Source organism: Lentzea alba, assembly GCF_047445655.1.
In the GTDB taxonomy this organism is placed as follows: domain Bacteria; phylum Actinomycetota; class Actinomycetes; order Mycobacteriales; family Pseudonocardiaceae; genus Lentzea; species Lentzea alba_A.
On sequence record NZ_JAJAEG010000052.1, the window covers coordinates 15999 to 39997 of the forward strand.

The 23999-nt window shown below is 67.6% G+C and carries 27 protein-coding genes; 18 read left to right on the plus strand and 9 right to left on the minus strand.

Annotated elements, in window-relative coordinates; genetic code table 11:
- The first annotated feature begins 185 nt into the window (after positions 1–185).
- From LFM09_RS46770 to LFM09_RS46790, 5 genes are read left to right on the plus strand one after another with little or no spacing between them, the layout of a single operon-like run.
- A complete protein-coding gene (locus LFM09_RS46770; protein ID WP_414103117.1) occupies positions 186–464 on the plus strand; it encodes a hypothetical protein in 279 nt (92 codons plus the stop codon).
- On the plus strand, positions 461–1921 hold the full coding sequence (locus LFM09_RS46775) for an FtsK/SpoIIIE domain-containing protein (RefSeq protein ID WP_414103118.1): 1461 nt from the start codon (positions 461–463) through the stop codon (positions 1919–1921). The genes LFM09_RS46770 and LFM09_RS46775 overlap by 4 nt, the downstream gene beginning before the upstream one ends.
- A complete protein-coding gene (locus tag LFM09_RS46780) occupies positions 1918–3528 on the plus strand; it encodes a replication initiator (protein ID WP_414103119.1) in 1611 nt (536 codons plus the stop codon). Before LFM09_RS46775 ends, LFM09_RS46780 begins: the two co-directional genes overlap by 4 nt.
- A gap of 21 nt (positions 3529–3549) precedes the next feature.
- Positions 3550–3744: a helix-turn-helix transcriptional regulator gene (locus LFM09_RS46785; RefSeq protein WP_414103120.1), complete on the plus strand. Its 195-nt coding sequence runs from the start codon at positions 3550–3552 to the stop codon at positions 3742–3744.
- A gap of 36 nt (positions 3745–3780) precedes the next feature.
- Complete coding sequence (locus LFM09_RS46790) at positions 3781–5004, plus strand: tyrosine-type recombinase/integrase (RefSeq protein ID WP_414103121.1); 1224 nt, start codon at positions 3781–3783, stop codon at positions 5002–5004.
- 21 nt (positions 5005–5025) lie between these two features.
- Here LFM09_RS46790 and LFM09_RS46795 read toward each other — a convergent pair whose 3' ends face one another.
- Together LFM09_RS46795 and LFM09_RS46800 are read right to left on the minus strand one after the other, a co-directional pair.
- Positions 5026–6240, minus strand: coding sequence for an acyl-CoA dehydrogenase family protein (locus tag LFM09_RS46795; RefSeq protein ID WP_053731936.1), 1215 nt, complete (start codon positions 6238–6240; stop codon positions 5026–5028).
- A gap of 15 nt (positions 6241–6255) precedes the next feature.
- Positions 6256–6885 carry an SCP2 sterol-binding domain-containing protein gene (locus LFM09_RS46800; protein ID WP_414103122.1) on the minus strand — a complete coding sequence of 210 codons (630 nt, stop codon included), beginning with the start codon at positions 6883–6885 and terminating at the stop codon, positions 6256–6258.
- Between the two features lie 101 nt (positions 6886–6986).
- On the opposite strand from LFM09_RS46800, the gene LFM09_RS46805 reads away from it, so the two are divergent.
- Entirely contained in the window at positions 6987–7622 is a 636-nt protein-coding gene (locus LFM09_RS46805) for a TetR/AcrR family transcriptional regulator (RefSeq protein ID WP_414103123.1), read from the plus strand.
- Here LFM09_RS46805 and LFM09_RS46810 read toward each other — a convergent pair.
- Both LFM09_RS46810 and LFM09_RS46815 read right to left on the minus strand, forming a co-directional pair.
- Positions 7611–8369 (minus strand): MaoC family dehydratase, encoded by a 759-nt coding sequence (locus LFM09_RS46810; RefSeq protein WP_414103154.1) that lies wholly within the window; start codon positions 8367–8369, stop codon positions 7611–7613. The genes LFM09_RS46805 and LFM09_RS46810 overlap by 12 nt on opposite strands.
- The gene (locus tag LFM09_RS46815) at positions 8369–9604 is read right to left on the minus strand and encodes a 3-oxoacyl-ACP reductase (RefSeq protein WP_414103124.1); all 1236 of its coding nucleotides are present in this window, start codon (positions 9602–9604) and stop codon (positions 8369–8371) included. Before LFM09_RS46815 ends, LFM09_RS46810 begins: the two co-directional genes overlap by 1 nt.
- Before the next feature lie 53 nt (positions 9605–9657).
- Here LFM09_RS46815 and LFM09_RS46820 point away from each other — a divergent pair, with 53 nt between their 5' ends.
- Together LFM09_RS46820 and LFM09_RS46825 are read left to right on the plus strand one after the other, a co-directional pair.
- The gene (locus tag LFM09_RS46820) at positions 9658–10863 is read left to right on the plus strand and encodes an acetyl-CoA C-acetyltransferase (RefSeq protein WP_414103125.1); all 1206 of its coding nucleotides are present in this window, start codon (positions 9658–9660) and stop codon (positions 10861–10863) included.
- A gap of 60 nt (positions 10864–10923) precedes the next feature.
- Positions 10924–11181 (plus strand): hypothetical protein, encoded by a 258-nt coding sequence (locus tag LFM09_RS46825; RefSeq protein ID WP_414103126.1) that lies wholly within the window; start codon positions 10924–10926, stop codon positions 11179–11181.
- On the opposite strand, the gene LFM09_RS46830 is transcribed toward LFM09_RS46825, so the two are convergent.
- Entirely contained in the window at positions 11171–11419 is a 249-nt protein-coding gene (locus LFM09_RS46830) for a hypothetical protein (protein WP_414103127.1), read from the minus strand. The two genes, LFM09_RS46825 and LFM09_RS46830, sit on opposite strands and share 11 nt — an antisense overlap.
- Before the next feature lie 74 nt (positions 11420–11493).
- The gene (locus tag LFM09_RS46835) at positions 11494–12087 is read right to left on the minus strand and encodes an SIMPL domain-containing protein (protein ID WP_414103128.1); all 594 of its coding nucleotides are present in this window, start codon (positions 12085–12087) and stop codon (positions 11494–11496) included.
- A 334-nt stretch (positions 12088–12421) separates the two neighbouring features.
- On the opposite strand from LFM09_RS46835, the gene LFM09_RS46840 reads away from it, so the two are divergent.
- The 5 genes from LFM09_RS46840 to LFM09_RS46860 all read left to right on the plus strand — a co-directional run bounded on the left by LFM09_RS46840 (position 12422) and on the right by LFM09_RS46860 (position 16779).
- Positions 12422–13615 (plus strand): AAA family ATPase, encoded by a 1194-nt coding sequence (locus LFM09_RS46840; protein ID WP_414103129.1) that lies wholly within the window; start codon positions 12422–12424, stop codon positions 13613–13615.
- A gap of 158 nt (positions 13616–13773) precedes the next feature.
- Positions 13774–13920, plus strand: a complete 147-nt coding sequence (locus LFM09_RS46845; protein ID WP_167969512.1) for a hypothetical protein — start codon at positions 13774–13776, stop codon at positions 13918–13920.
- 228 nt (positions 13921–14148) lie between these two features.
- A complete protein-coding gene (locus tag LFM09_RS46850) occupies positions 14149–15000 on the plus strand; it encodes an NAD(P)-dependent oxidoreductase (RefSeq protein ID WP_414103130.1) in 852 nt (283 codons plus the stop codon).
- Positions 15001–15052: 52 nt separating this feature from the next.
- The gene (locus LFM09_RS46855) at positions 15053–16420 is read left to right on the plus strand and encodes a S28 family serine protease (RefSeq protein WP_414103131.1); all 1368 of its coding nucleotides are present in this window, start codon (positions 15053–15055) and stop codon (positions 16418–16420) included.
- 14 nt (positions 16421–16434) lie between these two features.
- On the plus strand, positions 16435–16779 hold the full coding sequence (locus LFM09_RS46860) for an NTP pyrophosphohydrolase (protein ID WP_414103132.1): 345 nt from the start codon (positions 16435–16437) through the stop codon (positions 16777–16779).
- On the opposite strand, the gene LFM09_RS46865 is transcribed toward LFM09_RS46860, so the two are convergent.
- Together LFM09_RS46865 and LFM09_RS46870 are read right to left on the minus strand one after the other, a co-directional pair.
- Positions 16776–17549 (minus strand): Cof-type HAD-IIB family hydrolase, encoded by a 774-nt coding sequence (locus LFM09_RS46865; protein WP_414103133.1) that lies wholly within the window; start codon positions 17547–17549, stop codon positions 16776–16778. The genes LFM09_RS46860 and LFM09_RS46865 overlap by 4 nt on opposite strands.
- Before the next feature lie 21 nt (positions 17550–17570).
- Positions 17571–18230 carry a TetR/AcrR family transcriptional regulator gene (locus LFM09_RS46870; RefSeq protein ID WP_414103134.1) on the minus strand — a complete coding sequence of 220 codons (660 nt, stop codon included), beginning with the start codon at positions 18228–18230 and terminating at the stop codon, positions 17571–17573.
- 97 nt (positions 18231–18327) lie between these two features.
- Here LFM09_RS46870 and LFM09_RS46875 point away from each other — a divergent pair, with 97 nt between their 5' ends.
- Positions 18328–19233 (plus strand): SDR family oxidoreductase, encoded by a 906-nt coding sequence (locus LFM09_RS46875; RefSeq protein WP_414103135.1) that lies wholly within the window; start codon positions 18328–18330, stop codon positions 19231–19233.
- Between the two features lie 22 nt (positions 19234–19255).
- The gene (locus LFM09_RS46880) at positions 19256–19924 is read left to right on the plus strand and encodes a dienelactone hydrolase family protein (RefSeq protein ID WP_414103136.1); all 669 of its coding nucleotides are present in this window, start codon (positions 19256–19258) and stop codon (positions 19922–19924) included.
- Here the strand turns inward: LFM09_RS46880 and LFM09_RS46885 are convergent.
- Complete coding sequence (locus LFM09_RS46885) at positions 19921–20964, minus strand: NAD(P)-binding domain-containing protein (RefSeq protein WP_414103137.1); 1044 nt, start codon at positions 20962–20964, stop codon at positions 19921–19923. The genes LFM09_RS46880 and LFM09_RS46885 overlap by 4 nt on opposite strands.
- Positions 20965–21321: 357 nt before the next feature.
- Here LFM09_RS46885 and LFM09_RS46890 point away from each other — a divergent pair, with 357 nt between their 5' ends.
- The 3 genes from LFM09_RS46890 to LFM09_RS46900 are packed head-to-tail and all read left to right on the plus strand — an operon-like array spanning position 21322 to position 23858.
- On the plus strand, positions 21322–21669 hold the full coding sequence (locus LFM09_RS46890) for an SCO4402 family protein (protein ID WP_414103138.1): 348 nt from the start codon (positions 21322–21324) through the stop codon (positions 21667–21669).
- Complete coding sequence (locus LFM09_RS46895) at positions 21669–23528, plus strand: NHL domain-containing thioredoxin family protein (protein WP_414103139.1); 1860 nt, start codon at positions 21669–21671, stop codon at positions 23526–23528. Before LFM09_RS46890 ends, LFM09_RS46895 begins: the two co-directional genes overlap by 1 nt.
- Positions 23529–23564: 36 nt before the next feature.
- The gene (locus LFM09_RS46900; protein WP_166049398.1) at positions 23565–23858 is read left to right on the plus strand and encodes a GroES family chaperonin; all 294 of its coding nucleotides are present in this window, start codon (positions 23565–23567) and stop codon (positions 23856–23858) included.
- Positions 23859–23999: the final 141 nt, after the last annotated feature.

Below are 23999 nucleotides of genomic sequence, written 5' to 3' on the forward strand. Positions count from 1 at the left end.
CGCTCTGCTCCTGGTGCAGGGCGCTCGCGAAGAAACTCGGTCAGAGCTGATCCACAACTGAACAAACAGCGTTGGTGTGTGTCGCGCGGAAACAGTCCAAAGTCTTGGCGGGCCTTGACTGTTCCCGGCGACGTACACCGACTCGAACGACCCTGAAATCGTTGGGACACAAGGAGATTCGAGTCATGCATAGGATATCTGTGCGCACCTGGGGTGCGTCAAGTCAACAGGACCGGTTCGCCGCGATGGTGGAGCGTTTGCAGACCGTCGACACCTACACGGTGATGATCGACGGCGGCGGGCTGGTCAGCCTCGAACTCACTCAGGCTCAGGCCGAAGGGTTCGAGTGCCTGACGTGCAAGCGACTGTGCGGCAACGGGTTGAGCGCATTCAAGCCCGTGGGGTTCATCCCTAGTACAGGCATGGTGTTCCGCTGCGTCTCGTGCCTGGACGGTGCGGCATGAGCGGGACGAAGTGGGTTGATCCGGCCCCGTTCGAGGGTGCTCGGCCGCGTTTCCCTTGGTGGATCTGGCTTCCTCGGTGGGCAAAGGTTGTTGCGGCACCGTTCGTGCTGGCGGGCTTCGCCATGTGGCTTGGCGTCCGCCTGGTGCTCGTTGTCGTGCGGTACCCGGTCGTGGCCGGCCTGGCTGTCGTCGGGCTCGCGGCCTATCGGAGGTTCGGGCTCTCCCCGCTCGTGCTGGCGCTGCTCACGCTCGTTGCTGCGCTGCTGATCTGGTTCGGGCTCCATCAGCGGTCGTTTCTGCGGCACGGCTGGTACCGGGCGGTCACTGAGTGGCGGCGGGCCACGGTCTACGTGCCGAAATGGCGCACGGTCATGCGGCTGGCTGATCTCGCCAAGGAACACCGGGGCAAGGAGTACCGGCCTGAGCTGCGGCGCGTCCGGGCTGAGGGCTGGCGAGACAAGGTCCGGGTACGGATGATCCCGGCGCAGTCTCCAGAGCAGTGGGAAGCGCGACGGGACAACCTGGCGCACTCCTTCAACGCTCGGTCCTGCCGGGTGCGGGTACTGAAGCCTCGGCTGCTTGAGCTCGACTTCATCCACGCTGACCCACTGGCGCGGCCCGTGGCAGTTCCGCCGCTGGGGGATTCTGCGGACGTCGATCTGACGAAGCTGGTCGTCGGGCGGACGGAGACCGGTAAGCCGTGGAGGTTGAAGCTGCTCGGCTCTCAGATCCTCGTCGTCGGCGTCCCTGGCGCGGGTAAGGGCTCGGTGCTCTGGTCGATCGTCTGGCAGCTCGCTCCCGCGATTCGCGCTGGCCTGGTTCGGCTCGTCGGCATCGACCCCAAGGGCGGGATGGAACTCGGCCAGTGTCCGGACGCCTTCGACAAGGTCGTCTACGACAACGGGCCGGAAGCCGTGGAACTGCTGGAAGAGATCGCTGCGGAGGTCAAGGCTCGGGCGTCGCGGTACCGGGGTGTTCGACGGCTGTGGACTCGGAACGCTGGTGAGCCGTTCACGGTCCTGGTGGTTGACGAGCTGGCGGATCTGGTGGCTTACCAGCAGGACAAGCAGCTTCGGGAACGCGCTGCCCGTGCGGTGCAGACGATCAGCTCGCAGGGACGGGCTCCTGGTGTGGCCACGGTGGCGCTGGTGCAGGACCCGCGCAAGGAGGTCGTGAGCTTTCGGCACCTGTTCACCACTCGGGTGGCGCTGCGCCTGGACGAGCCGATTCAGGTGGACATGGTGCTGGGGGATGGCGTTCGGCAACGGGGCGCGGCTGCTCATGAGATCAGCGAGAGCACGCCTGGTGTCGCGTGGCTCAAGGAGGACGGGCAGCGCGAACCGGAGCGTGCGAGGGCCTTTCACGTGACGGACGCGGACCTGGTCGAGCTGGGCGTCTACTTCGCCCCGGCCACCGTTCACGACTTCCCGGCAAGCAGCGAGCGGAGGGCAGCATGAGCACGAACATCACTACGTTTCCTGGCGATGTAGCAGGCCAGACCCGCGCGCAACGGATGAGGCAGCATGCCGCGCTCGACGTCACCAAGGCTGCCGCTGAGCAGCACGGGGTGTGCGTCCGGCCGTTCACGATGGAAGTCGAGGACCACGAGTCCTACGAAGTTCGCTACGTCGCGGTCCCGTGCGGCTCGACGGTCGAGAGCGTTTGTGCACCGTGCGCGAAGAAGGCCAAGGCGTTGCGGATGGCTCAGTGCCGCGAGGGCTGGCACATGGAGGTAGAGCCCGACTTCACCCCCGAACCGGCCACAAAGGACCAGACGGAACTGCTGGAGTACCGCGCTGACCTCTTCAAGGCCTACAAGGAGGAAGGCGGCTCGGCTGAGGCGGACGAGCTGCGGGAGGAGATCCACAGCGTCGACGAAGAACTTCGGCAACTCGGCGTCCGTGGTCGCCTGCCCTCGCCGGACGACCCCGGCAAGCGGCCCGTGAAGCGCTCGACAAAGCGTCGGCAGGATGCGCCGGACCTGCCTCGGCGGCGCGTGGAGAAGCGGACGGTGGGACGGGAGTTCGCGGGAGCCTTCCGTCCCTCGATGTTCGTCACGCTCACCCTGGACACCTACGGCAAGGTGCGCGACGACGGCACGCCCGTGGACCCGGACACCTACGACTACCGCCGTGCTGCGCGGGATGCCGTGCACTTCGCGTCGCTCGTTGACCGGTGGTGGCAGAACCTTCGGCGGGTCGTCGGCTGGGACGTCCAGTACTTCGCCACGGTCGAGCCCCAGAAACGCGCTGCTCCGCACCTGCACGCGGCACTCCGCGGTTCGATCCCCCATGAGTTGATTCGCCTGGTCACGGCAGCCACCTACCACCAGGTGTGGTGGCCCAACCACGACGAACGTGTCTACGTAGACCAGCTGCCGGTCTGGGACTTCGACGCCAAGGCGTTCGTTGACCTGGACACCCGGAGGGCCTTGACCACCTGGGAAGACGCGGAGGTCGAGGAACCGGCGCACGTCGCGCGCTTCGGGCGTCAGGTGCACTCCAAAGGCATCCTCGGCGGGTCTGAGGAAGCTGGCCGGCACATCGGCTACCTGACGAAGTACCTCACGAAATCCATCGGTGAGGTGGTGGAGCAGGACACCGAACGGCAACGCCGGCATGCGGACCGCCTAGCGGACGAGCTGGCCGTCACGCCGTGCTCTGACCGCTGTGCGAACTGGCTCCTGTACGGCGTCCAGCCTCGCGGCGCGAACTCCCGCATGAGCCCTGGTCGGTGCAAGGGGCGTGCTCACCGCAGGGCCACGCTCGGGCTGCCTGGGCGACGTGTTCTGGTGTCTCGCAAGTGGTCGGGGAAGACGCTCGCGGACCACAAGGCGGACCGGAAGCGCTTCGTGCTCCAGGCGCTCAGGGCCGTGAGGATCGAGAAGCCGGAGAAGGACCCGGCCCGGCTCGTCTGGCACAAGGTGCGGCCTGGTGATCCGAACGTGCCGCCACGGGCTCACCTGCTCATGCACGCCATCGCGCAACGCGTGACGTGGAAGGCCGAGTACGACCGCGCGCTGCTCGCGGCGCAACCGCCAGATCTTTCGGCAACAGCGGCCTGACACACCGAAGGGGGAGCGGTGATGACCGGGGAAGCATTCGATCGGCTTTGGGGCGTTGAAGACCTCTCGGCCTTTCTCGGGGTGCCCGTGCACACGATTCGCGGATGGCGCACCAAGAACTACGGCCCGCCTGCTCGACGGGTCGGCAAGCACCTGCGTTGGGACCCGGCCAAGGTCCGCCAGTGGTTCGACGGCCTGGAATCCGACGCCGCCTAGGAGTTTCGGCAATTCGAATCAGAGGAGAGGTCTGTCATGGGACACGTGCAAGATCGCTGGTGGAAGGAGGTCCAGGACCCGGAGACGAAGGAGGTCACCAGGGTTAAGACCTCCTTGCACGGGTCAGGGCTGCGCTACAAGGTGCGGTACATCGATCCGGACGGTGTCGAGCGCTCCAAGAGCTTTCCGGACCGCCAGAAGAAGAAGGCTGATGACTTCCTCATTGAGATGGAGTCGGACAAGCGCGAGGGCAAGTACATCGACCCGAACGCGGGAAAGGTCCTCTTCCGCGTTCAGGCGGAGAACTGGCTCAAGGGCTACTCGGCGGACGCCGCGACGCGCCAGACGATCGAAAGCCGTCTGCGGAGTCAGCTCTACCCGTACTTCGGCAAGCGTTCGCTCGTGTCCATCTCGCCTCAGGTCGTGCGTGACTGGCTCGGCGAGATGAACGAGCAAGGGCTTGGGTCGACGTATCAGGCGGTGCTCTTCGAGACGCTGTCGTCGATCCTCAATTCGGCTATCGATGACAAGCGGATTCCCCGGAATCCCTGCAAGGTCAAGAGCATCAAGCGTCCGCAGCGCGCCTCTCGAAAAGTCGTGCCGTGGGCGGAGTCGCGGGCTCGGTCACTCCAGCTCGCGCTGCCTCCGCGCTTCCAGGTCGCGACTGCGCTGGGCGTCGGGTGCGGGATGCGGCAGGGCGAGATCCTCGCCTTCTCCCCCGACGACATCGACCGCGAGAACATGATGATCAACGTGTGTCGGCAGGTTCGGGTCATCAACCGGACGCTCGTGTTCTCGCTCCCGAAGCGGAACAAGGAGCGGCAAGTGCCGGTGTCGTCCGGTGTGCTCGAACAGCTTGACGACCACCTGGAGATGTTCGAGGCCGTTCCGGTGTCGCTGCCGTGGGACCAGCCCAACGGACAGCTCGTGGCGGTGAACCTGCTCATCTCCAAGGAGAGCGGCAAGCCCTACAGCGGCGACCTGTTCAACAAGGTTGTGTGGACGCCGGCCTTCAAGCGCGCGGGGCTGACTTACACGAACCGGCAAGACGGCATGCACGCGATGAGGCACCTGTACGCCTCGATCCTGCTCGCGCGCGGAGTGTCCGTGAAAGAGCTCGCGGACTTCCTGGGGCATGAGGACCCCGGCTTCACGCTCCGGACGTACACGCACCTGATGCCGTCCAGTCACCAGAGGGCGAGGCTTGCTGTGGACGGGGTCTTCAAGCCTCGCAAGACCCCGTCCCCTCAGACGGCCTGAGGACGGCCTGGAGTGATCAACTCACTTGATCTGCATGCCCGAAATCATGCGGGACACCACCAGCCGCTGGATCTCGCTCGTACCTTCGAAGATGGTGAAGATCTTGGCGTCGCGGTGCATCCGCTCCACCGGGTGCTCCCGCGTGTACCCGGCCCCACCGAGGATGTGGATCGCGCGCTCGGTCGCCCACACCGACACCTCGGACGCCTTGAGCTTCGACATCGAGCCCTCACCCGCGGTGAACGGCACGTTGTTGCGCCCCATCCACGCCGCGCGCCACACCAGCAGCCGTGACGCGTCGATCTCCATCCGCATGTTCGCGAGGTCGAACGCGATCGACTGGTTCTCGATGATCTTGCGCCCGAAGGCCTCGCGGTCCTTCGCGTACTCCAGGGCGTAGTCGTAGGCCGCCCGCGCGACACCGACGGCCATCGCGCCCACGGTCGGCCGCGTCGTCTCGAACGTCGCCATCGCGGCCTGACCGCCGGCCTTCAGGCCCTCACGCGCCCGAGCCAGCCGAGCCTCCAGCCGCTCTCGACCACCCAGCACGCAACGTCCAGGCACCCGCACGTCGTCAAGGAACACATCGGCGGTGTGCGAGGCGCGCATGCCGTGCTTCTTGATCTTCCCCGGAGAAGACAACCCAGGCGTACCAGGCGGAACGATGAACCCGGCCTGGCCGCGAGACCCAAGCGCAGGGTCGACCACAGCGGTCACGACGTGCACGTTCGCGATGCCGCCGTTGGTGGCCCAGGCCTTCTGGCCGTTCAGCACCCACTCGTCGGTGGCCTCGTCGTAGCGCGCACGCGTCCGATACCCGGCCACGTCCGAACCGGCCTGCGGTTCGGAGGCGCAGAAGGCCGCGAGCTTCGGGTCCGACTCGTCGCCGAAGCACTCCGGCACCCACTCGGCCAGCTGCTCCGGCTCGCCGCCCGCGAAGATGCCCGCGACGGCGAGACCGGTGCCCATCAGCGAAAGCGCGATCCCGGCGTCACCCCAGAACAGTTCCTCGGTGGCGATGGGCAACGAGAGCCCGATCGGGTCCGCGAACCAGGTCGCGAGCGCCTCGAAGCCGTAGAGGCCGATCTTCGCGGCCTCCTGGATCACCGGCCACGGCGTCTCCTCGCGCTCGTCCCACTCCGAGGCCGCCGGCCTGATCACGTCGCGAGCGAAACCGTGCACCCAGTCGCGCAGGTCGGTCTGGTCTTCGTTCAGTTCGAGCGAGAAGCCACCCACTGCAAAACCTCTCCGTCAGGCCTTCGGGATGTTGAACAGGCTCATGAACCCGGCCGCGAACCCGAGGTCACCCTTCACCTTCAGCTTGCCCGTCATGAACAGCACGGGCGCGGAGGCGTTGCCGGTCGCGAGCTTGAGGAAGTCGGCGGGTGTCAGTGTCACGATGGCACGAGCCTCGCGGGTCACGCCCTTGTTAATCGTGCACGTCGCGTCCTCGATGATCGCCTCGTACACGTCTTCGAGCACGTGGAAGTGCACGACGGCGCGCGTGGCACCGGCTCGTTCCGCGCGGAAGTGGACCTCCATGCGGCGGAACACCTCGTCGAGCACGCGGACGCGCAGCGCCGGGTCGGCCACGACGGCCTCGATCTGGTCCTTCGACGCGCGCGAGATGATCCGGGCGAAGTTGGACGGGTCCATCTTCGAGAGGTCGAGGTCGGCGCCGCCGTCGGCCAGCGCACCCAGCGCGTTCAGCAGCGCCGCGAAGTCGTCCTTGCCGAGCTTCTTCGGGTCGATGCCGCGAGCGATCACGTCGATGTTCACATCGGCGAGCGCCGGATCGTCCGGCGAGATCTGCTGCAACGTGCTGATCAGCTCGGCCGGGCTGAGCTTCGCGATCGCCTCGGTGGTGAGGTCGAGCGTCATCTGACACACCTCCTGGTACCTACTCGCGAGTAAGTCTACTGGCGGGTAGATAGAGCGGCAAGCCGATCGGATAATCTTGTGCTCCGAACCGAGGGGTAGTGATGCGCACAGAAGGTCGAGCCAAGCGCTTGCCACGCGCCGTGCGTGAGCGGCAGATCATGGACGCTGCCGTCGACGTGTTCTCGCGGCTCGGCTTCCACGCGGCTTCGATGGACGAGATCTCCGAGGTCGCCGGCATCTCCAAGCCGATGCTCTACGCCTACCTCGGCTCGAAGGAAGAGCTCTTCGCGACCTGCATCCGGCGCGAGGCCACCCGCATGATGGAGGCCATCGCGACCGGCGTCGAGCCTGATCAGGAACCCGACGTGCAGCTGTGGAGCGGCCTGCGGGCGTTCTTCGGGTTCGTCGGTGAGAACCGGGCGAGCTGGCTCGTGTTGCACCGGCAGGCGTCGAACCAGGGTGGGCCGTTCGCGGTCGAGCTCACGGACATGCGCAGCCGGGCGGTGTCGCTGGTCGCCGCGCTGCTCACCCAGTCCACGAAGGCGCCCGCGACCAAGCTGGAGGCCGAGTCGCTGGCCGCCGCGCTGGTCGGGGCCGGTGAGTCGCTCGCCGAGTGGTGGCTCGATCACCCCGAGGAGCCCGCCGGCGTCGTCGCGGCCCGCCTCATGAACCTCGTCTGGATGGGCTTCGGCGACCTCGTCGACGGCAACGTGTGGCACCCGCCGTCACGTCGCTGAGCCGACCAGGTGTGGGCCCTTGCCCCACACCGCGAACTCCCAGCCGTTCTTCTCGACAGCCGAAAATTCGACGCGCCCGGGGATCAGCAACGGCTTCTTGAACCGCACGTCCACGGTCACGGCTTCGGGCAGGCGGCCCTCCAGCGCGGCCAGGCAGCGGGCCTTCGTCCACATCCCGTGCGCGATCGCCCTCTTGAACCCGAACAGCTTGGCGCTCAACGGGTAGAGGTGGATCGGGTTGCGGTCGCCGGACACCGCGCCGTACCGCCGCCCGATGTCCGCGGGCACCCGCCACACCGCCGACCCGATCGGCCGCTCCAGCTCCTCGCTCGAACCAGACCCGGCGCCGGTCCGCCGCAGATAGGTCGAAACCCCTTCCCACACCCCGGAAACCGACGTCACGACGTCGACCTGGGTGCCCTGCGGGTGCGGCCGGAGATCGCGTGCGGACACCGTGATCTCCAGCGGCTCGTCCAACGTCAGCGGCCGCGACTGCGCGATCCGGTTCGCGATGTGCACCAGGCCGGGCAACGGGAACGGGAACCCCGCACCCGTCATCAGCTTCATCTGCAACGGAAAGCCCAGCACGTGCGGGTAGGTCAGCGGCAACGCGTCCCGCAACCCGAAACCGCACACCGAGTTGTACGCGGACAGGTGCTTCAGGTCGACCTCGCGAGTGGCCGAAACAGGTTGCGCCGACAGGGTTTCGCCCCGCCGGAACGACGTCAGCGCCGCCTTGAGCAACATCACGCCCCCAGCAACATCTGGCCGCACACCCGCACGACGTTCCCGTTCACACCACCGGAACCCGGCGCCGCGAACCACGCCACCGTCTCCGCCACGTCGATCGGCAGCCCGCCCTGCGAAAGGCTGTTCATCCGGCGTCCGACCTCACGTGTCATCAACGGCACCGCAGCGGTCATCTTCGTCTCGATGAACCCAGGCGCGACAGCGTTGATCGTGGCCCCACGGGCAGCCAGCACGGGCGCCAGCGTCTGAACCATCCCGATCACGCCCGCCTTCGAGGTGGCGTAGTTGGTCTGGCCGACGTTGCCCGCGATGCCGGCGATCGACGACACGCCGACGATCCGCCCACCGGATCGCAGCACGTCCCCTTCGAGAAGTGCCGCGTTGACCCGTTCCTGACAGGCCAGGTTGACCTCCAGCACCGAATCCCACAGCGAGGAATCCATGCGCGCCAACGTCTTGTCGCGCGTGATGCCCGCGTTGTGCACGACGACGTCCACACCGCCGTGCCGTTCCAGCAGGTACGACGTCAGTCGCGCGGGATCTCCGGTGATGTCGAGCTGCAACGCCGATCCGCCGACGGAGTTCGCCACCTTCGACAGTTCGTCGCCGGCCGCGGGAACGTCCAGGCAGATCACGTGCGCGCCCTCACGGCCCAGAACCGTCGCGATCGCCTCACCGATGCCCCGCGAAGCACCCGTGACCAGCGCGACCTTGCCCTGCAACGTGCTGGCAGCGGCGTTGCCGGACACGTGGACGACCTGCCCGGACACGTAAGCCGACCGTCCGGACAGCAGGAACCGCAGCGTCGACTCGACCCCGTCCTCGGCGCCGTCCGCCACATGGACCAGGTTCGCCGTACCGCCGCGTCGCAACTCCTTGCCGACCGACCGCACGAACCCTTCGAGTGCCCGCTGCGCCACGGAATCCGGCGACCTCCCGATGACGATCACCCGCCCGCACGGCCCGAGCTGCGTGATCGCCGGGTGGAAGAAGTCGTGCAACTGCCGCAGGTCGCCCACCGTCGTGATGTCCGACGCGTCGAACACCAACGCGCCGTAAGGAGCGGACCCTGTTTCCAGCTGCTTCAGGAAGGGCAACCGGGAAGCGCCCCCGACCAGCACGGGTGTCGCCAGAGCGGCGTCGCGGCGGAGCGGATAGGGGTTCGGCAGGCCGAGCCTGCGCACGAGCTGGCGCCCCAGCCCCGACGATGCGAACTTCTGGTACCTGTCCACGTCACACAACCTACTCGCTAGTAAGTCTACCCGCTAGTAGGTAGTATCGGAGCATGCGAGTAGCGATCATCGGCGGCAACCGCATCCCGTTCGCCCGCTCGAACGGCCCGTACGCCACCGCCTCGAACCAGGACATGTTCACCGCGGTGCTCGACGGCCTGGTCAGCCGCTACCACCTCCAGGGAGAGCGGCTCGGCGAGGTGGTCGCGGGCGCCGTGCTCAAGCACTCGCGCGACTTCAACCTCGTCCGCGAGTCCGTCCTGGGCAGCAAGCTCAGCCCCGAAACACCCGCGTACGACCTCCAGCAGGCGTGCGGCACCGGCCTGCAGGCGATCATCGCCGTGGCCAACAAGATCGCGCTCGGCCAGATCGAGGCAGGCATCGCGGGCGGCGTCGACACCACCAGCGACGCCCCGATCGGCGTCAACGAGAACTTCCGCAAGCTCCTGCTGGAGTTCAACCGCACCCGCAAGGTCAGCCTGCTGGCCAAACTCCGCCCCAGCCACGTCGTCCCGCACCTGCCCCGCAACGGCGAACCGCGCACCGGCATGTCCATGGGCGAGCACGCGGCCATCACCGCCGCCAAGTACGGCATCGCACGCGAGGACCAGGACGAGCTCACCGCCCGCAGCCACCAGAACCTCGCCCGCGCCTACGACGAGGGCTTCTTCGACGACCTCGTCACCCCGTACCTCGGCCTGACCCGCGACCAGAATCTGAGGCCCGACAGCAGCGTCGAGAAGCTCGCCAAGCTCAAGCCGGTCTTCGGCGACACGATGACCGCGGGCAACTCGACCCCGCTCTCCGACGGCGCCTCCGCGGTCCTGCTCGCGACCGAGGAGTGGGCCAAGGCCCGGAAACTGCCCGTGCTCGCCTATCTGACGTTCGCCGAGACCGCCGCCGTGGACTACGTGCACGGTGAGGAGGGCCTGCTCATGGCCCCGGTGCACGCCGCGCCGCGGATGCTCGACAAGGCGGGGCTCAAGCTGCAGGAGTTCGACTTCTACGAGGTGCACGAGGCGTTCGCGTCGCAGGTGCTCGCCACGCTGAAGGCCTGGGAGAGCGACCTCGGCGAGATCGACCGCGCCAAGCTGAACGTCAACGGCTCCTCGCTCGCGGCAGGCCACCCGTTCGCTGCGACCGGTGCCCGAATCGTTGCGACGCTCGCGAAGTTGTTGCACCAGAAGGGCAGCGGACGCGGGTTCGTGTCGATCTGCGCTGCCGGCGGGCAGGGGATCACAGCGATCCTGGAGCGCTGACGTCCGTCCATCGTGCACACTTTCAGAGCCGCGATGTTGCGGTACTGGGGGTAAGTGCTGATGACGTTCGAACCGCAGGTTGATCCAGAGGAAGATCCGGTGCTGGCCAGAGCCGTGGCCGCCACCCTGCGAGATGACTGGCGGCCTGCCGCCGACGCGATGGCCGCTGCCAGGGACTCCGACCGTCGCGATCACGTCACGGAGGTGCTCGCGAGAGCGGCGGTGCGGCGCAACGAGTGGCTGGCGAACTGGCGCAAGGCCAGGCCGGGTGACCGCGACGCGGCGGCCGTCCTGATGGCGATGCGAGCTAGCTCGTAGCGGTCGACCTGTCGATCCACGAGTGGTTCGGGCTGATCGGCCTGTGGCTGGTCACGTTGACGACGTGACCGTCGACCACCGCGACCTCGACGACGGTGCCGCCGTCCGGCCGCTCGTCGGAGCTGACCTGGACCTGGCTGCCCTGCTGCACGGTCTCGCCGCCGATGATCGCCTGCGCAGGCGCGATCGACGCCATCGTCGCCGCACCGACGACCATCCCGATCAAGATGTTCCGCATGGGACAGAACGCTATGTACGCGTGCCATCACCGCGGATCACGCCGAGGCATGATCCGCGCATCAGACCTGAGGACTAGTCGAGCAGCGCCCAGGACGCCGTGCAGGTCGCGGACACGGTGATCTGCTGCGCCTTGAGGTTCAGCTGGTCGACCATCCCCGCCGCCCCAGCCATCTCAAAGGACGCAGACCGGGCCATCGGCGAATAATGCCCGCCTTCGGTGTCACCGATCCGCAGCAACGGCCCGAGTCGTCGTCCCAGAGCAGACGCGTACCCCTCGGCACGACGCAACGCATCCGCGACGGCTGCCTTCTGCGCCTCGCGGATGGCCTCGGTGTCGTCGACGAGCGTCCACGACGGGCCGTTGATCCACGTCGGTTCGGCCTGCACCAGGTCGGCCAGCAGCCCGTCGAGGCGGTCGAGATCGGCCACCCAGATCACGTACTGCTGCGACGCGCGACTGCCCGCGCGCTGGTTGTTGTCCCAGTTGTCGTGCACGGACAGCTGCCGCGAGCGCACCTCGAAGTGCTCGAGCAGCGGTTCGACGGCGGAAATGCGCTGGTTGAGCGTGCTCACCGCCTCGGAGCGTTCGGCGCCGAGAGCCTCGAACGTCACGTCCACCTGGGCGCGGTCGGCGGTCCGCTCGACCTCGCCGGTCCCCTTAGTCACGACTTCAGCCACGTGCCTCAGCCAACCGGTGCCCCGGTTCATCCGCAACTATTACCTTCTATTGCTCAATCACTAGAAACCCCTATATCGGCCTATCAGGTGCCATGAGGGTGACCTTCATGGACCTCAGGTCCATGAAGGTCACCCTCATGGCACTACTTCGAGGTTCGTCTGCGCGTCTCTAGGGCACGCACTAGAAACGCCGATACGGTGCGAGTCATGGACCCGGTGCGCAACCCGTTCGCTCCCGGTGCAGGCCAGCGGCCTCCNCTACTTCGAGGTTCGTCTGCGCGTCTCTAGGGCACGCACTAGAAACGCCGATACGGTGCGAGTCATGGACCCGGTGCGCAACCCGTTCGCTCCCGGTGCAGGCCAGCGGCCTCCTGAGCTCGCCGGCCGGGACAAAGAAGTCGGCGCCTTCGAGGTGGTGCTCGAACGCGTGGCCCGCGGCCGTCCCGAACGCAGCCTCGTGCTGACGGGACTGCGCGGCGTCGGCAAGACCGTGCTGCTCGGCGAGCTGCGGTCGATGGCGGTGAAACGCGGCTGGGGTGCGGGCAAGGTCGAGGCCAGGCCGGACGCTGACCTGCGTCGCCCGCTGTCCGCCGCGCTGCACAGGGCGATCCGGGATCTCGCGGTCCGGCACCGCGCACCGGACCGGGTCGAGGCGATCCTCGGCATCCTGAAGGCGTTCGCGTTGAGAGCGGCTCCGGACGGCGCCAAGCTGCGCGATCGCTGGCAGCCCGGCATCGACGTACCGGCAGCGAGTGGACGCGCGGACTCCGGTGACATCGAGATCGACCTGGTGGAGCTGTTCACCGACGTCGCCGAGCTGGCGCAGGACGTCGGCACGGGCGTCGCGTTGCTCATCGACGAGATGCAGGACCTCAAGCCGGACGACATCAGTGCGTTGTGCGCGGCGTGCCACGAGCTCTCGCAGTTGGGTGCGCCTCTCGTCGTGGTCGGCGCGGGACTGCCGCACCTGCCGGCGGTGCTGAGCGCCAGCAAGTCGTACTCGGAACGACTTTTCCGCTACGTCCGCATCGACCGGCTCAGCCGTGAGGACGCGGACCGGGCGGTGCTCGCCCCGGTCGAACGTGAGGACGCGGGCATCACCGACGAGGCGCTCGACGCGTTGTTCGACGCGTCCGGTGGCTACCCGTACTTCATCCAGGCCTACGGGAAGGCCGCCTGGGACGCCGCGCCGGCCGATCCGATCAGCGCGATGGACGTCTCCGTGGCCGCTCCGGAGGCCGACGCGGAGCTGGCCGTGGGCTTCTTCGGCTCCCGATACGAGCGTGCGACGCCTGCTGAACGCGAGTATCTCCGGTCGATGGCCGAGTTGACCGACGGAAAGGATGCGGGCGTCAACACCGCCCAGGTGGCCGACCACCTGAAGCGCAAGCCGTCGTCGCTGTCGCCCGCGCGGGACTCGCTCATCAAGAAAGGCCTGGTCTACAGCGCGGAGCGGGGTCAGATCGCCTTCACCGTGCCGCACTTCGGGCGGTTCCTGCTCGGTCGCGAGGAGTGACGAGGGCTCCCTGCCGTTGTCCGGCTGTTCACGTTGTCAGCCGATGATTCATCGGCGTGTGCCCCAACTCACCGGATAATCGCGTGCGTTCGTAGGTCTGAGGGTGCATACTTAAGTCACCAACCAAACAGACCTCCGAGAGGGAAGTGCAGACCGAGATGAACTTCGCAGCGAAGCTCCGCGCCCGTCGTGCCGAGGCGCGCAACCGGAAGGCCGTGGCTCGCGCGATCGACATGGCCACCACCCCGGCCATGCGTCACGAGCTGATGGCCATCGCCCAGGCTCAGGTCACCACCCTGCGCTGACTTCACGACCCGGCACTCGCACGGCGCCCCGTCGCGAGTGCCTCCCCAAACGGGAACCCCTGGAGCACCTCCCGCGCTCCAGGGGTTTCATTCTGTTAAACGTGATCCAGACCACAGTATGCTGATGGTGTAACGGTGCGCGGCCGTGCACCGATCTCACGGATGACCTCGCGGTGCTGTCGGACCCCCGACCTGGCAGCACCGCAAGGTTTCTTGTTTGCTGGGGACATGAAGATCGCCGTGCTCGGCACCGGCCTCATGGGTGCCCCCATCGCCGCCAACCTCGCCGCAGCCGGACACGAGGTCCGGGTCTGGAACCGCACGCGCGAGAAGGCCGAACCGCTGGCCGCGCAGGGTGCGACCGTCGCCGACACGCCCGCTCAGGCCGTCGAGGGCGTGGAGATCGTGCTGACGATGCTCAACGACGGCCCGACCGTCACCGCGACCATGCAGGACGCCGCTGACTCGTTGCCGCACCACGCGGTGTGGATCCAGGCGTCCACGGTCGGCGTCGAGGCGATCGACGACCACATCGCGCTCGCCCGTTCGCTCGGGCTGGAGTTCGTCGACGCGCCGGTGCTGGGCAGCGTGAAGCCGGCGACCGAGGGCAAGCTCGTCGTGCTCGCTTCGGGTGCGTCGGAACTGCGCGAACGTGTCCAGCCGGTGTTCGACGTGATCGGCGCCCGCACGATGTGGGTCGGTGAAGCCGGTGCGTCGTCACGGCTGAAGCTCGTCGCGAACAGCTGGGTGCTCGCGCTGACCGCCGCGGTCGGGGAGGCCGTGTCGCTGGCCGAGGCGTCCGGGCTCGACCCGAAGCTGTTCCTGGAGGCAGTTTCCGGTGGCGCGATGGACTGCGCGTACCTGCAGATGAAGGGCAGCGCGATCATCGAGCGGTCCTTCCCACCGGCGTTCACCGTGCAGAACGCGTTGAAGGACGCCACGTTGGTCAACGAGGCCGCGGTGCGCGCAGGCGTCCAGCTGGACGTCGCGCAGGCGTCGGCCGCCCGGCTCAACCGCGCGGTGACCCGCGGCCACGGCGGTGAGGACATGGCCGCGTCTTATTACGCCAGCTTCGAATAAGTCCGACGATCGGCCGGTCCGGACGACCGCGAGGGCTGAATAGCTTGGCCGGGTGAACAGACTCGTACGCTCCCTGCTGGCGTTCGGCCTGGTTTCGGCGCAGGTCATTGCTGTCTCCTCGGTCGCCACCGCAGCCCCAGACATCAAGGACCGGATCGCCGCGCTGCCCGGCGTCCGGATCATCAGCGAAGGAACGTCCGGCACCGCGCGGACGTTCGTGCTCGCCATCTTGCAACCTGCGGACCACCGCAAGCCGCGCGGCGTGCAGTTCGAGCAGCGCTTCTCGTTGCTGCACAAGGCGGAGTCCAAGCCGATGGTGCTGCACACCAGCGGTTACGGCCTGCCGGGCACGATCGGCGCGTCCGAGCCGACACGGCTGGTCGACGGCAACCAGCTCAGCGTCGAGCAGCGGTTCTTCACGCCCTCTCGGCCGGCGCCGACCGACTGGGACGACCTGAACATCTGGCAGGCGGCCAACGACCACCACCGGATCGTGCTGGCGTTCAAGAAGATCTACGGCGCTCGCTGGCTGTCGACCGGTGCCAGCAAGGGCGGCATGACGTCGATCTACCACCGCCGGTTCTTCCCGCGCGACGTCGACGCGACGATCGCTTACGTGGCGCCGAACGACGTGGTGAACGACCGCGACGTCTACGGCGAGTTCATCCGCAACGTCGGCAACGACCCGACGTGCAACCGTCGCCTTGAGGGTGTGCAGCGGCAGATCCTGCAGCACCGCGACGAGATCGTGGCCCGTCTGGAAGCCAAGGGCTACACGTACAAGCAGTTCGGCAGCGCGCACCGGGCGCTGGAGATCCTGGTGCTCGACACGCCGTTCACGTTCTGGCAGTACGGCACCCAGGAGCAGTGCGCGCTGGTTCCCGGGGCTTCCGCCTCGGTCGACGACCTGTGGACGTTCATGGACAAGACCGTCGGCTGGGACTTCTACACCGACGCGGGCGTCGCGCCCTACTCGCCGTACTACTACCAGGCCGGTACTCAGCTCGGCTGGCCCGAGGCGGACGAGTCGGCGGTGCGTGACCTCCTGCGCTACCCCGGTGTTTCTGTGCCCCGCTCGATGGTGCCCGCGGACATCAAGTTCCCGCGCTTCGACCGGCACGCGATGAAGGACGTCGACCGCTGGGTGCGCTACCAGGGTTCGCGGCTGCTGTTCGTGAACGGGCAGAACGACCCGTGGAGCGCGGAACCGTTCCGCGTCGGGCCGGGCACGCGCGACTCGCTGTCGTTCGTGGTGCCGGCGGGCAACCACGGCGCGAACATCTCGAAGCTGCCGGAGTCCGAACGCGCCGCCGCGACGGCCGCCGTGCTGCGGTGGGCCGGGGTGTCCGCTCCGGTTGCCTCGCTCTCCACGGGCGACGACCCCGACTCGTTGGACGCACTGCGAGCGCGCCGGGGCTGAGGCAGTCTGGAGGCGTGAAGCCGTTGCTCGTGGTCGACGCAGCCAACGTCGTGGGTTCGGTGCCCGACGGGTGGTGGCGCGACCGGGCGGGCGCGGCCGAACGCCTCCGCGACGCGTTGCGCGGTCGCGACGAGGAGGTCGTACTGGTCGTGGAAGGCAAGGCGCGCAACGTGTCCAGCGTTCCTGACGTCCGTGTCGTCGCCGCTCCGGGAGACGGCGACGACGCGATCGTCGAGGTGGTGCGCACCGAGGGCGCCGGCCGTTCGGTCGTTGTGGTGACCGCCGACCGCGAGCTGCGGCGGCGGGTGACGGCGCTGGGTGCCGAGGTGGCCGGACCCACCTCGGTGCCGCGCCGTTAGAGCCTGAAGAGCTTTTCGAGGATCTGGGCGACGCCGTCCTCGGTGTTCGGCGGCGCGTGGTTGGCGCAGGCCTGCTTGACCAGCGGGTGCGCGTTGCCCATCGCGTACGCCGTGCCGGCCCACCCGAGCACCGACAGGTCGTTCGGCATGTCCCCGAACGCGATCACCTCGTCCTTGCCGATTCCCCTTGTGTTGCACAGAGATTCGAGCGTCGCGGCCTTCGAGACGCCGGGCGGGCAGATCTCCAGCATGCCGAGCCCGCCGGAGTGCGTGACCGTGACGTGCTGCCCGACGGCCTCCCTGGCGATCTCCATCAGGTGGTCGGTCTCCGCGTCCGGCGCCCACGCGAGCATCTGCACGACCTGGTGCGCCTCCTCGAAGACGTGGTCGAGCAGTTCGAGTGTCCGATGTGGATTCTTCGGCCCGAACCCCTGGAAACCGGGCCCCGACACCGTTTCCAGTCCGGTCTCGACCGCGATGCCGACGTTCGGGATGACCTCCGTCAGCGCCTCCGACACCTTCCGCACGACGTCCAGCGGCACCGTCTGCGCGTGCGTGACCTCGCGGTTCGTCAGGTCGTAGATCATCGCACCGTTGGCGCAGATCGCCGTGCCGGTGAGCTCCAGGTTCTGCACGAACCGCGGCGGCCGCGCGGTGACGATCACGACGTCCGCGTCGACGGCGTCGAGCGTGGCGCGGGTGCGGTCGCTGAGCACCCCGCCCGGTTGCAGCAACGTGCCGTCGAGATCGGTCGCGATCAATCTGATCATGGGCCGATTATCGGGCAGCGGCTACTTCCGTCGAGCGAGAATTCCCGAGGCGGTCACCTCAGCGGTGCGGCGGACGGTGTCGGTGAAGTCGACACGCAGGGCGGCCAGGGCGGGGTCGGCGGCGAACGCGCTGAGGATCGCCTCCGGCGGCCGGCTGGTCGGCCACGCGCCGATCGCCGTCAGCATGACGGTTTGCATGAACGCGATGGCGTCGCCGTCGTCGAACTCCGGCAGGTACCGGGTGGCGATCCCGACCAGCTTTTCGAGGGACTGCTTGGCGGCGTACTTGTGGCGGATCGCCGTTTCGGCGGAGATGTTGTGCTCCAGCACGGCGGCCTGCGCACTGGCGAGGTCGCACAGCGCATGCCTTCGTGCCAGTGAGGACGCGAGCAGCTCGGCCAACTGGTCCCCGCGCTCCGTGGCGCTGCCGTCGGTCGGCGCCTCGCGCTCCAACTCGGTGGTCCAGTCCGCGAGCTCCGCTTCCAGCAGCTCCAGCAGCACGGCTTCGCGCGAGTCGAAGTAGCGCAGCACGTTGGCCTTGGCCAGGCAGACCCGGCGGCTCAGGGCGCTGAGGCTGAGCTGCGACACCGGCATCTCGGTGAGCATCGCGGCCGCGGCGTCGAGGATCTGCCGCCGCCGCTCGGTGCGCTGCTCGTCGGTGCGCGCTCGCTGGAAAGCCATGTCACGCATGTTACAGACCGGCGGTACTTTACTAAGAGACCGCCGGTCCGTTATGTTGGAGGCATAAGATACCGACAGTCCGTTATGGGGTCTCGCCATGTATCAGGTTCCTGACCAGCAAGGAAAGCTCGTCGTCGTCACCGGTGCGAACAGCGGCACCGGCAAGGAGACGGCTCTTCGGCTAGCCGGCGCCGGGGCCGACGTGGTCCTCGCTGTGCGCACCGAGTCCAAGGGTGAGCAGGCCAAGGCGGAGATCCTCGCCGCGCATCCGGGCGCTCAGGTCGAGGTTCGTCGGCTGGACCTGGCGGACCAGGCCTCGGTGCACGAGTTCGCCGAGGGTCTGATCGCGGACGGCAGGCCGTTGGACGTGCTCGTGAACAACGCAGGCGTGATGAACGTGCCGAAGCGGGTCGAGACGGTCGACGGCTTCGAACTCCAGCTGGCCAGCAACTTCCTCGGCCCGTTCGCCCTCACCGTCCGGTTGCTGCCGCTGCTGCTGGCCGCACCAGCGCCCAGGGTCGCCACGATGAGCAGCGGTACCGCGAACGGAGGGCGGATCGACTTCGACGACCTGCAGTCCCGTCGCCGGTACAGCCCGCTGCGCGCCTACGCCCAGTCGAAACTGGCCGACCTGCTGCTGACCACGCACCTGGCCTCGCTGGCGGCTGATCGGGGCTGGCCGCTCCTGTCGACCGGTGCGCACCCCGGTTACACCCGCACCAACCTGTTGACCTCCGGTCCGAACCTGAACGGCCGGCCCAGCTGGTACGAGGTGCTGGCCTCGAAGATCGTCCCCTCGCAGGGGGTGGAGCAGGGCTCCGAGCCGCTGCTCTTCGCGGCAGCCGACCCCGGTGCGGTCTCCGGCGCCTACTACGGACCTCGCTGGGGCCTCGTCGGCCCGGCCAAGCGCGTCGCGCTGCCACGCTCCGCCCGTGACAAGGCGGTGGCCGCACGGCTGTGGGCCGAAGCAGAAAGGCTGACCTCCGTGGACGTCCTGATCTGATGAGTTCGGGCAGGATCTTGGTATGACCCATCGAGTTGACGACATGCCGTTGCCGGTCTGGCTGCCCGAGTCCGGTTCCGGCCCCGGCATCGTGCTGATCCAGGAGATCTTCGGCCTGGACGGGTACCTGCGCGGCGTCGCCGAGAAGCTGGCCGCCCTCGGCTACGTCGTGGCCGTGCCCGAGCTGTTCCACCGCTTCCAGCCGGGCTGGGTGGGTGAGCACGACGAGGCCGGCATCCAGAAGTCCATGGAGGTGGTCGGCAACCTCGACTTCCCGCTCGCCGTGCAGGACGTCGTCGCGTCGGTCCAGTACCTCCGCGGCCTGCCCGAGGTGACCGGCGGCGTCGGCGTGCTCGGCTTCTGCCTCGGCGGCACCCTGGCCTACGCGGCGGCTGTGGGAGCGGACCCGGACACCGCCGTGTCGTTCTACGGCTCGGGCGTGCCGGACCAGATCAACACGCTGGACCAGGTGTCCTGTCCGATCCTGTTCCACTTCGGCACCGAGGACGAGTTCATCACCGGGTACCAGAAGGTCGTGGACGCGGTGGAGACCCACCCCGGCGCCGAGATCCACCTGGAGCCAGCGGGCCACGCGTTCCTCAACCACCTCGGCCCCTGGTACGACGCGGCCGCCGCCGACCGCGCGTGGGACCTCACCGCGGCGTTCCTCGCCCGCACACTTCCCGCCTAGGCAATGCACGGCACCGCGAGCTGCCTGGAGAAGAACCTCTCCAGCGGCTTGCGGTGCAACCTCTTCTCGACCGCGATCAGCTCGTTCTTGCGGTAGTGGCTGATCTGCGTGCTCGTGACGACGAACCCGTTCCGGCTGGTCGTCGGCATCTCGTCGTACATGATCGCGTGCTGCCCTTGCGGCACAACAACATCCGCCAGCCCTTCCGGGATGTGGTGCGCCCGGCTGGCCACGGTGGCGGCGAGTGAATCCGGCCGGTTCCTGAGCTTCCGATGCGGCCACGGCACTCCGTGATGCTCAGCCTCCAACGTCCGGTGCAACGCCCGCGCCGCATGCCGAATCGCCTTGATCGAGTCGCCGGTGAGGACGTGCACGTTCGCGGTGTCGAGGCTCGTGTCCCTGCGAAACCCGGTGCACACGATGACCTTGTCGTACCGCAGCTCCCCGGTGCCGTCGATCGTGGCCACGAACTCGTTGCCGTCCTTGGCAATCCGCTCCACAGTGCGCCCAACCGTGTGCGTGATCTTCGCCGTCGCCGCGATGTTGTCCGCCGTCTCGAACGCACTGTGCCCGCGCCCGATGATCAGTACCCGCTTCCCCGCGTACTCGGTCGGATCGGTGCTCGCGGTGGCGTACGTCTCGGCCGCTTCGATCCCAGGAATGCTTGGCACGTAAGGCTTCTTGCCGGTGGCGATGATCGTGTGCCGCGCCCGGTACTTCTGCGGATCCGCGTTGTAGTGCACGTTCAACGTCCGAGCGAAGTCCTCCAGATACCGCACCAGATCGTCCGCACTGGGGAACGACCGCTTGCTGTAGCGCGAGAACGGCACCCCGTCGAACAACGAGTTGTCATCCGTCGAAAGCACCCGATGCCGCGGAAACTTGCGGAAGAACCCCGCAGGCCCCGGCCCGGCCTCGACGACGACGTAGTCACGGCCCGCCCGATGCAGGAAGCGCCCCATCTGCAGGCCCGCCGGACCAGCACCCACCACCAGGTACTCCACCATCACGCACCTCCCGGCGTCCTCTACGCCGAACACGGCGCAAAGGTTCAGACGGGCGGTCTGCGTCCATGATGGCTGCTACCGATGGGTTTTCGTCAACGTTCGCTCCAACGGGCGAGGAAGTCAGTGCTGCCGTCGTGGTAGCGCTCTTCCAGAGCGTCGGCCCAAGGCGCCACTTGCCGTTCATCAGCCGTGCCTCGCTGGTGCCACCCGGCGAGGTTCGAGCAGCGGCGTCAACTCGTCGTACCGCGCATCCATCCCTCCGCAGGCGGGATGGGCAGCCGTTCCCGGCGAGGTCGATCGCCAGTGCTCCCGCTCCAGCGCGATGCTCCGGACGTCCACCCGAAGCTAACGGGACACTGCAGGCGGTTCGACCGGATTTCTGGGGGAAGCATGACCGAGCTCGAAGCACCGGACAGGCGCGGCGACATCATCGACGCCCTCGACGTGCTGATGACCATCACGCCGGAGACGGTCGAACGGTGGCCGGGTCTCACCGAGGCGGTCCACTGGCTGGTCGACGACACGTTCTGGGACCAGAGAGACGCGGCCGAGTCGATCGGGTGGACGCTGCGCGACGAGCAGGAGGTCACCGCGATCAAGGCCGTGCTGGCCCCTCTGCTGGCCGTCCTCGACGAGCTCGGCCCTGTCGAACCCGACCCCGCGTACCTGCGTCACCCCAGCTGGCCGGACGTGCGCACCACCGCAGCCAACGCCCACCGGCTGCTCACGTCCACATGATGGACGCCGGAACACGCAACCGTCCCACCGTGTTGGATACGGCCGTGACGACTGCGAAGCGCCGTGCCCGTGTCCGTGCCCCCGAACTCGTCGGACGCGGCTGGCTCAACACGGGTGACACCACGGTCAGCCTCAAGGACCTCCGCGGCAAGATCGTGCTGCTCGACTTCTGGACGTTCTGCTGCATCAACTGCCTCCACGTCCTGGACGAGCTCCGCCCCCTCGAAAAGCAGTACGAGGACGTCCTCGTCACGATCGGCGTCCACTCCCCGAAGTTCGTCCACGAGGCCGACCCGGAAGCCCTCAAGGCAGCCGTGGAGCGCTACGAGGTCCACCACCCGGTCCTCGACGACCCGGAGCTCACCACCTGGCAGAACTACGCCGTCAAGGCCTGGCCGACCCTCGTCCTGGTCGACCCCGAGGGCTACGTCGTGCACGTGGCCGCGGGCGAAGGCCACGTGGATGCCCTCAACACGATCATCAAGGAACTGATCGAGGAGCACGACGAAAAGGGCACCCTGCACCGCGGCGACGGCCCGTACGTCGCCCCGGAACCGCAGAACACCACCCTCAGGTTCCCGGCCAAGGCGATCGTCACCCCGGGCAACACCATCCTGGTCAGCGACTCCGCCCACCACAGCATCGTGGAGCTGGAAGCCGACGGCGAGACCGTCATCCGCCGCATCGGCACCGGCGAACGAGGGCGCACGGACGGCCTCAACCCCACCTTCTCCGAGCCGGCGGGCCTCACCCTCATCCCCGGCACCCAGACCGTCGTCATCGCGGACACCGTCAACCACCTGCTCCGCAGCCTCGACCTCGACACCGGCGAGGTCACCACGATCGCGGGCACCGGCGAGCAGTGGCGCGACGGCGAGACGGACGGCCCGGCCGACAAGATCGACCTCACCAGCCCGTGGGACGTCGCGTGGTGGAACGGCGGCATCGCCATCGCCATGGCCGGCAACCACACGCTGGGCTTCTACGACCCCAACACGAACCAGATCAGCCGCCTGGCCGGCACCACCGTCGAAGGCATCAACGACGGCCCCGCGGACCAGGCCTTCTTCGCCCAGACCTCGGGACTGGCGGCCGACGAAGAGCGCCTGTGGATGGTCGACTCCGAGACCTCAGCGCTCCGCTACCTCGAAAACGGCGAAGTCCACACCGTGATCGGCAAGGGACTCTTCGCGTTCGGTCACAAGGACGGCGACGCGGAAGAGGCACTCCTCCAGCACCCACTGGGCGTCACGGTCCTCAAAGACCGCTCGGTGGCGATCTCGGACACCTACAACAACGCGATCAGGCGCTACGACCCCGAGACCAACACCCTGACCACGATCGCGACCGACATCGCCGAACCGTCGGACGCCCTCCAGATCGACAGCGAACTGATAGTCGTGGCCAGCGCCGCCCACAAGCTCGAACGCTTCTCGGCGGCTGCGACGAAGATCGACGGCGAGGAACACGCGGTCAAGCGCCCCAGCACCGACATCCCATCCGGACAAATCGAACTAGCGGTCATCTTCACCCCGCCCACGGGCACCAAGCTCGACGAGCGGTACGGCCCGTCGACCCGTCTGGAGATCACGAGCTCCCCGGAAAACCTGATCTTGGAGGGCGCTGGCGTCAGCACCGAACTGGTACGGGTGTTGCGGATCAACGATCAGATCACGAACGGCGTTCTGCACGTAGTAGCGCAGGCGGCCAGTTGCAGTGACGATCCTGCCGACGAACACCCGGTCTGCCGTCTGACCAGGCAGGACTGGGGCGTCCCCGTTCGAGTGGTTGCCGATGCACCTACCCGGCTCCCCCTGCTCATGGGCGGCATGGACGAGGCACCTCCGGCAGCCACGTAGACTCTGCGGGTGCCTGATGTCAAGCTCGAGATCCAGATGCTGTACGACCGGGTAATGGTGCGCATCTCGCCGGAGGACGGCGAGCGGCGTTCCAGCGGTGGCATCGTGATCCCCGCTACGGCCCAGATGGCGAAGCGGTTGGCGTGGGGCGATGTGTTCGGGGTCGGTACCAGCGTGCGGCACGTGAAGGTGGGCGACCGGGTTCTGTTCAACCCGGAAGATCAGCTTGAGGTCGAGGTGCACGGCACCACGTATCTCGTGATGAGGGAACGCGATCTGCACGCTGTGGCCAGCGAACTCACCGAGCACGGTACTGGTCTGTACCTATGAGCCGCCGGTTAGTGATCTGCGCCTGATAGCTACACACATATGCCGCCTCAGGAGAGACAGGGCAACGGGGAGAGCTGTGCCGTACGACGCTGACAAGACGAGAGCGATGCCGCCGGTCAACCCCGGAGGCACCGCCTCCGA

What these genes read in the sequence shown, in the direction of transcription:
- LFM09_RS46875 (WP_414103135.1), top strand. Translation starts at nt 18,328, where the DNA reads ATGTATCAGGTTCCTGACCAGCAAGGAAAGCTCGTCGTCGTCACCGGT.
- LFM09_RS46840 (WP_414103129.1), top strand. Translation starts at nt 12,422, where the DNA reads ATGGACCCGGTGCGCAACCCGTTCGCTCCCGGTGCAGGCCAGCGGCCT.
- LFM09_RS46825 (WP_414103126.1), top strand. Translation starts at nt 10,924, where the DNA reads ATGACGTTCGAACCGCAGGTTGATCCAGAGGAAGATCCGGTGCTGGCC.
- LFM09_RS46880 (WP_414103136.1), top strand. Translation starts at nt 19,256, where the DNA reads ATGACCCATCGAGTTGACGACATGCCGTTGCCGGTCTGGCTGCCCGAG.
- LFM09_RS46820 (WP_414103125.1), top strand. Translation starts at nt 9,658, where the DNA reads ATGCGAGTAGCGATCATCGGCGGCAACCGCATCCCGTTCGCCCGCTCG.
- LFM09_RS46850 (WP_414103130.1), top strand. Translation starts at nt 14,149, where the DNA reads ATGAAGATCGCCGTGCTCGGCACCGGCCTCATGGGTGCCCCCATCGCC.
- LFM09_RS46870 (WP_414103134.1), bottom strand. Translation starts at nt 18,230, where the DNA reads ATGGCTTTCCAGCGAGCGCGCACCGACGAGCAGCGCACCGAGCGGCGG.
- LFM09_RS46790 (WP_414103121.1), top strand. Translation starts at nt 3,781, where the DNA reads ATGGGACACGTGCAAGATCGCTGGTGGAAGGAGGTCCAGGACCCGGAG.
- LFM09_RS46845 (WP_167969512.1), top strand. Translation starts at nt 13,774, where the DNA reads ATGAACTTCGCAGCGAAGCTCCGCGCCCGTCGTGCCGAGGCGCGCAAC.
- LFM09_RS46895 (WP_414103139.1), top strand. Translation starts at nt 21,669, where the DNA reads ATGGACGCCGGAACACGCAACCGTCCCACCGTGTTGGATACGGCCGTG.
- LFM09_RS46830 (WP_414103127.1), bottom strand. Translation starts at nt 11,419, where the DNA reads ATGCGGAACATCTTGATCGGGATGGTCGTCGGTGCGGCGACGATGGCG.
- LFM09_RS46785 (WP_414103120.1), top strand. Translation starts at nt 3,550, where the DNA reads ATGACCGGGGAAGCATTCGATCGGCTTTGGGGCGTTGAAGACCTCTCG.
- LFM09_RS46805 (WP_414103123.1), top strand. Translation starts at nt 6,987, where the DNA reads ATGCGCACAGAAGGTCGAGCCAAGCGCTTGCCACGCGCCGTGCGTGAG.
- LFM09_RS46810 (WP_414103154.1), bottom strand. Translation starts at nt 8,369, where the DNA reads ATGTTGCTCAAGGCGGCGCTGACGTCGTTCCGGCGGGGCGAAACCCTG.
- LFM09_RS46775 (WP_414103118.1), top strand. Translation starts at nt 461, where the DNA reads ATGAGCGGGACGAAGTGGGTTGATCCGGCCCCGTTCGAGGGTGCTCGG.
- LFM09_RS46780 (WP_414103119.1), top strand. Translation starts at nt 1,918, where the DNA reads ATGAGCACGAACATCACTACGTTTCCTGGCGATGTAGCAGGCCAGACC.
- LFM09_RS46890 (WP_414103138.1), top strand. Translation starts at nt 21,322, where the DNA reads ATGACCGAGCTCGAAGCACCGGACAGGCGCGGCGACATCATCGACGCC.
- LFM09_RS46800 (WP_414103122.1), bottom strand. Translation starts at nt 6,885, where the DNA reads ATGACGCTCGACCTCACCACCGAGGCGATCGCGAAGCTCAGCCCGGCC.
- LFM09_RS46900 (WP_166049398.1), top strand. Translation starts at nt 23,565, where the DNA reads ATGCTGTACGACCGGGTAATGGTGCGCATCTCGCCGGAGGACGGCGAG.
- LFM09_RS46865 (WP_414103133.1), bottom strand. Translation starts at nt 17,549, where the DNA reads ATGATCAGATTGATCGCGACCGATCTCGACGGCACGTTGCTGCAACCG.
- LFM09_RS46770 (WP_414103117.1), top strand. Translation starts at nt 186, where the DNA reads ATGCATAGGATATCTGTGCGCACCTGGGGTGCGTCAAGTCAACAGGAC.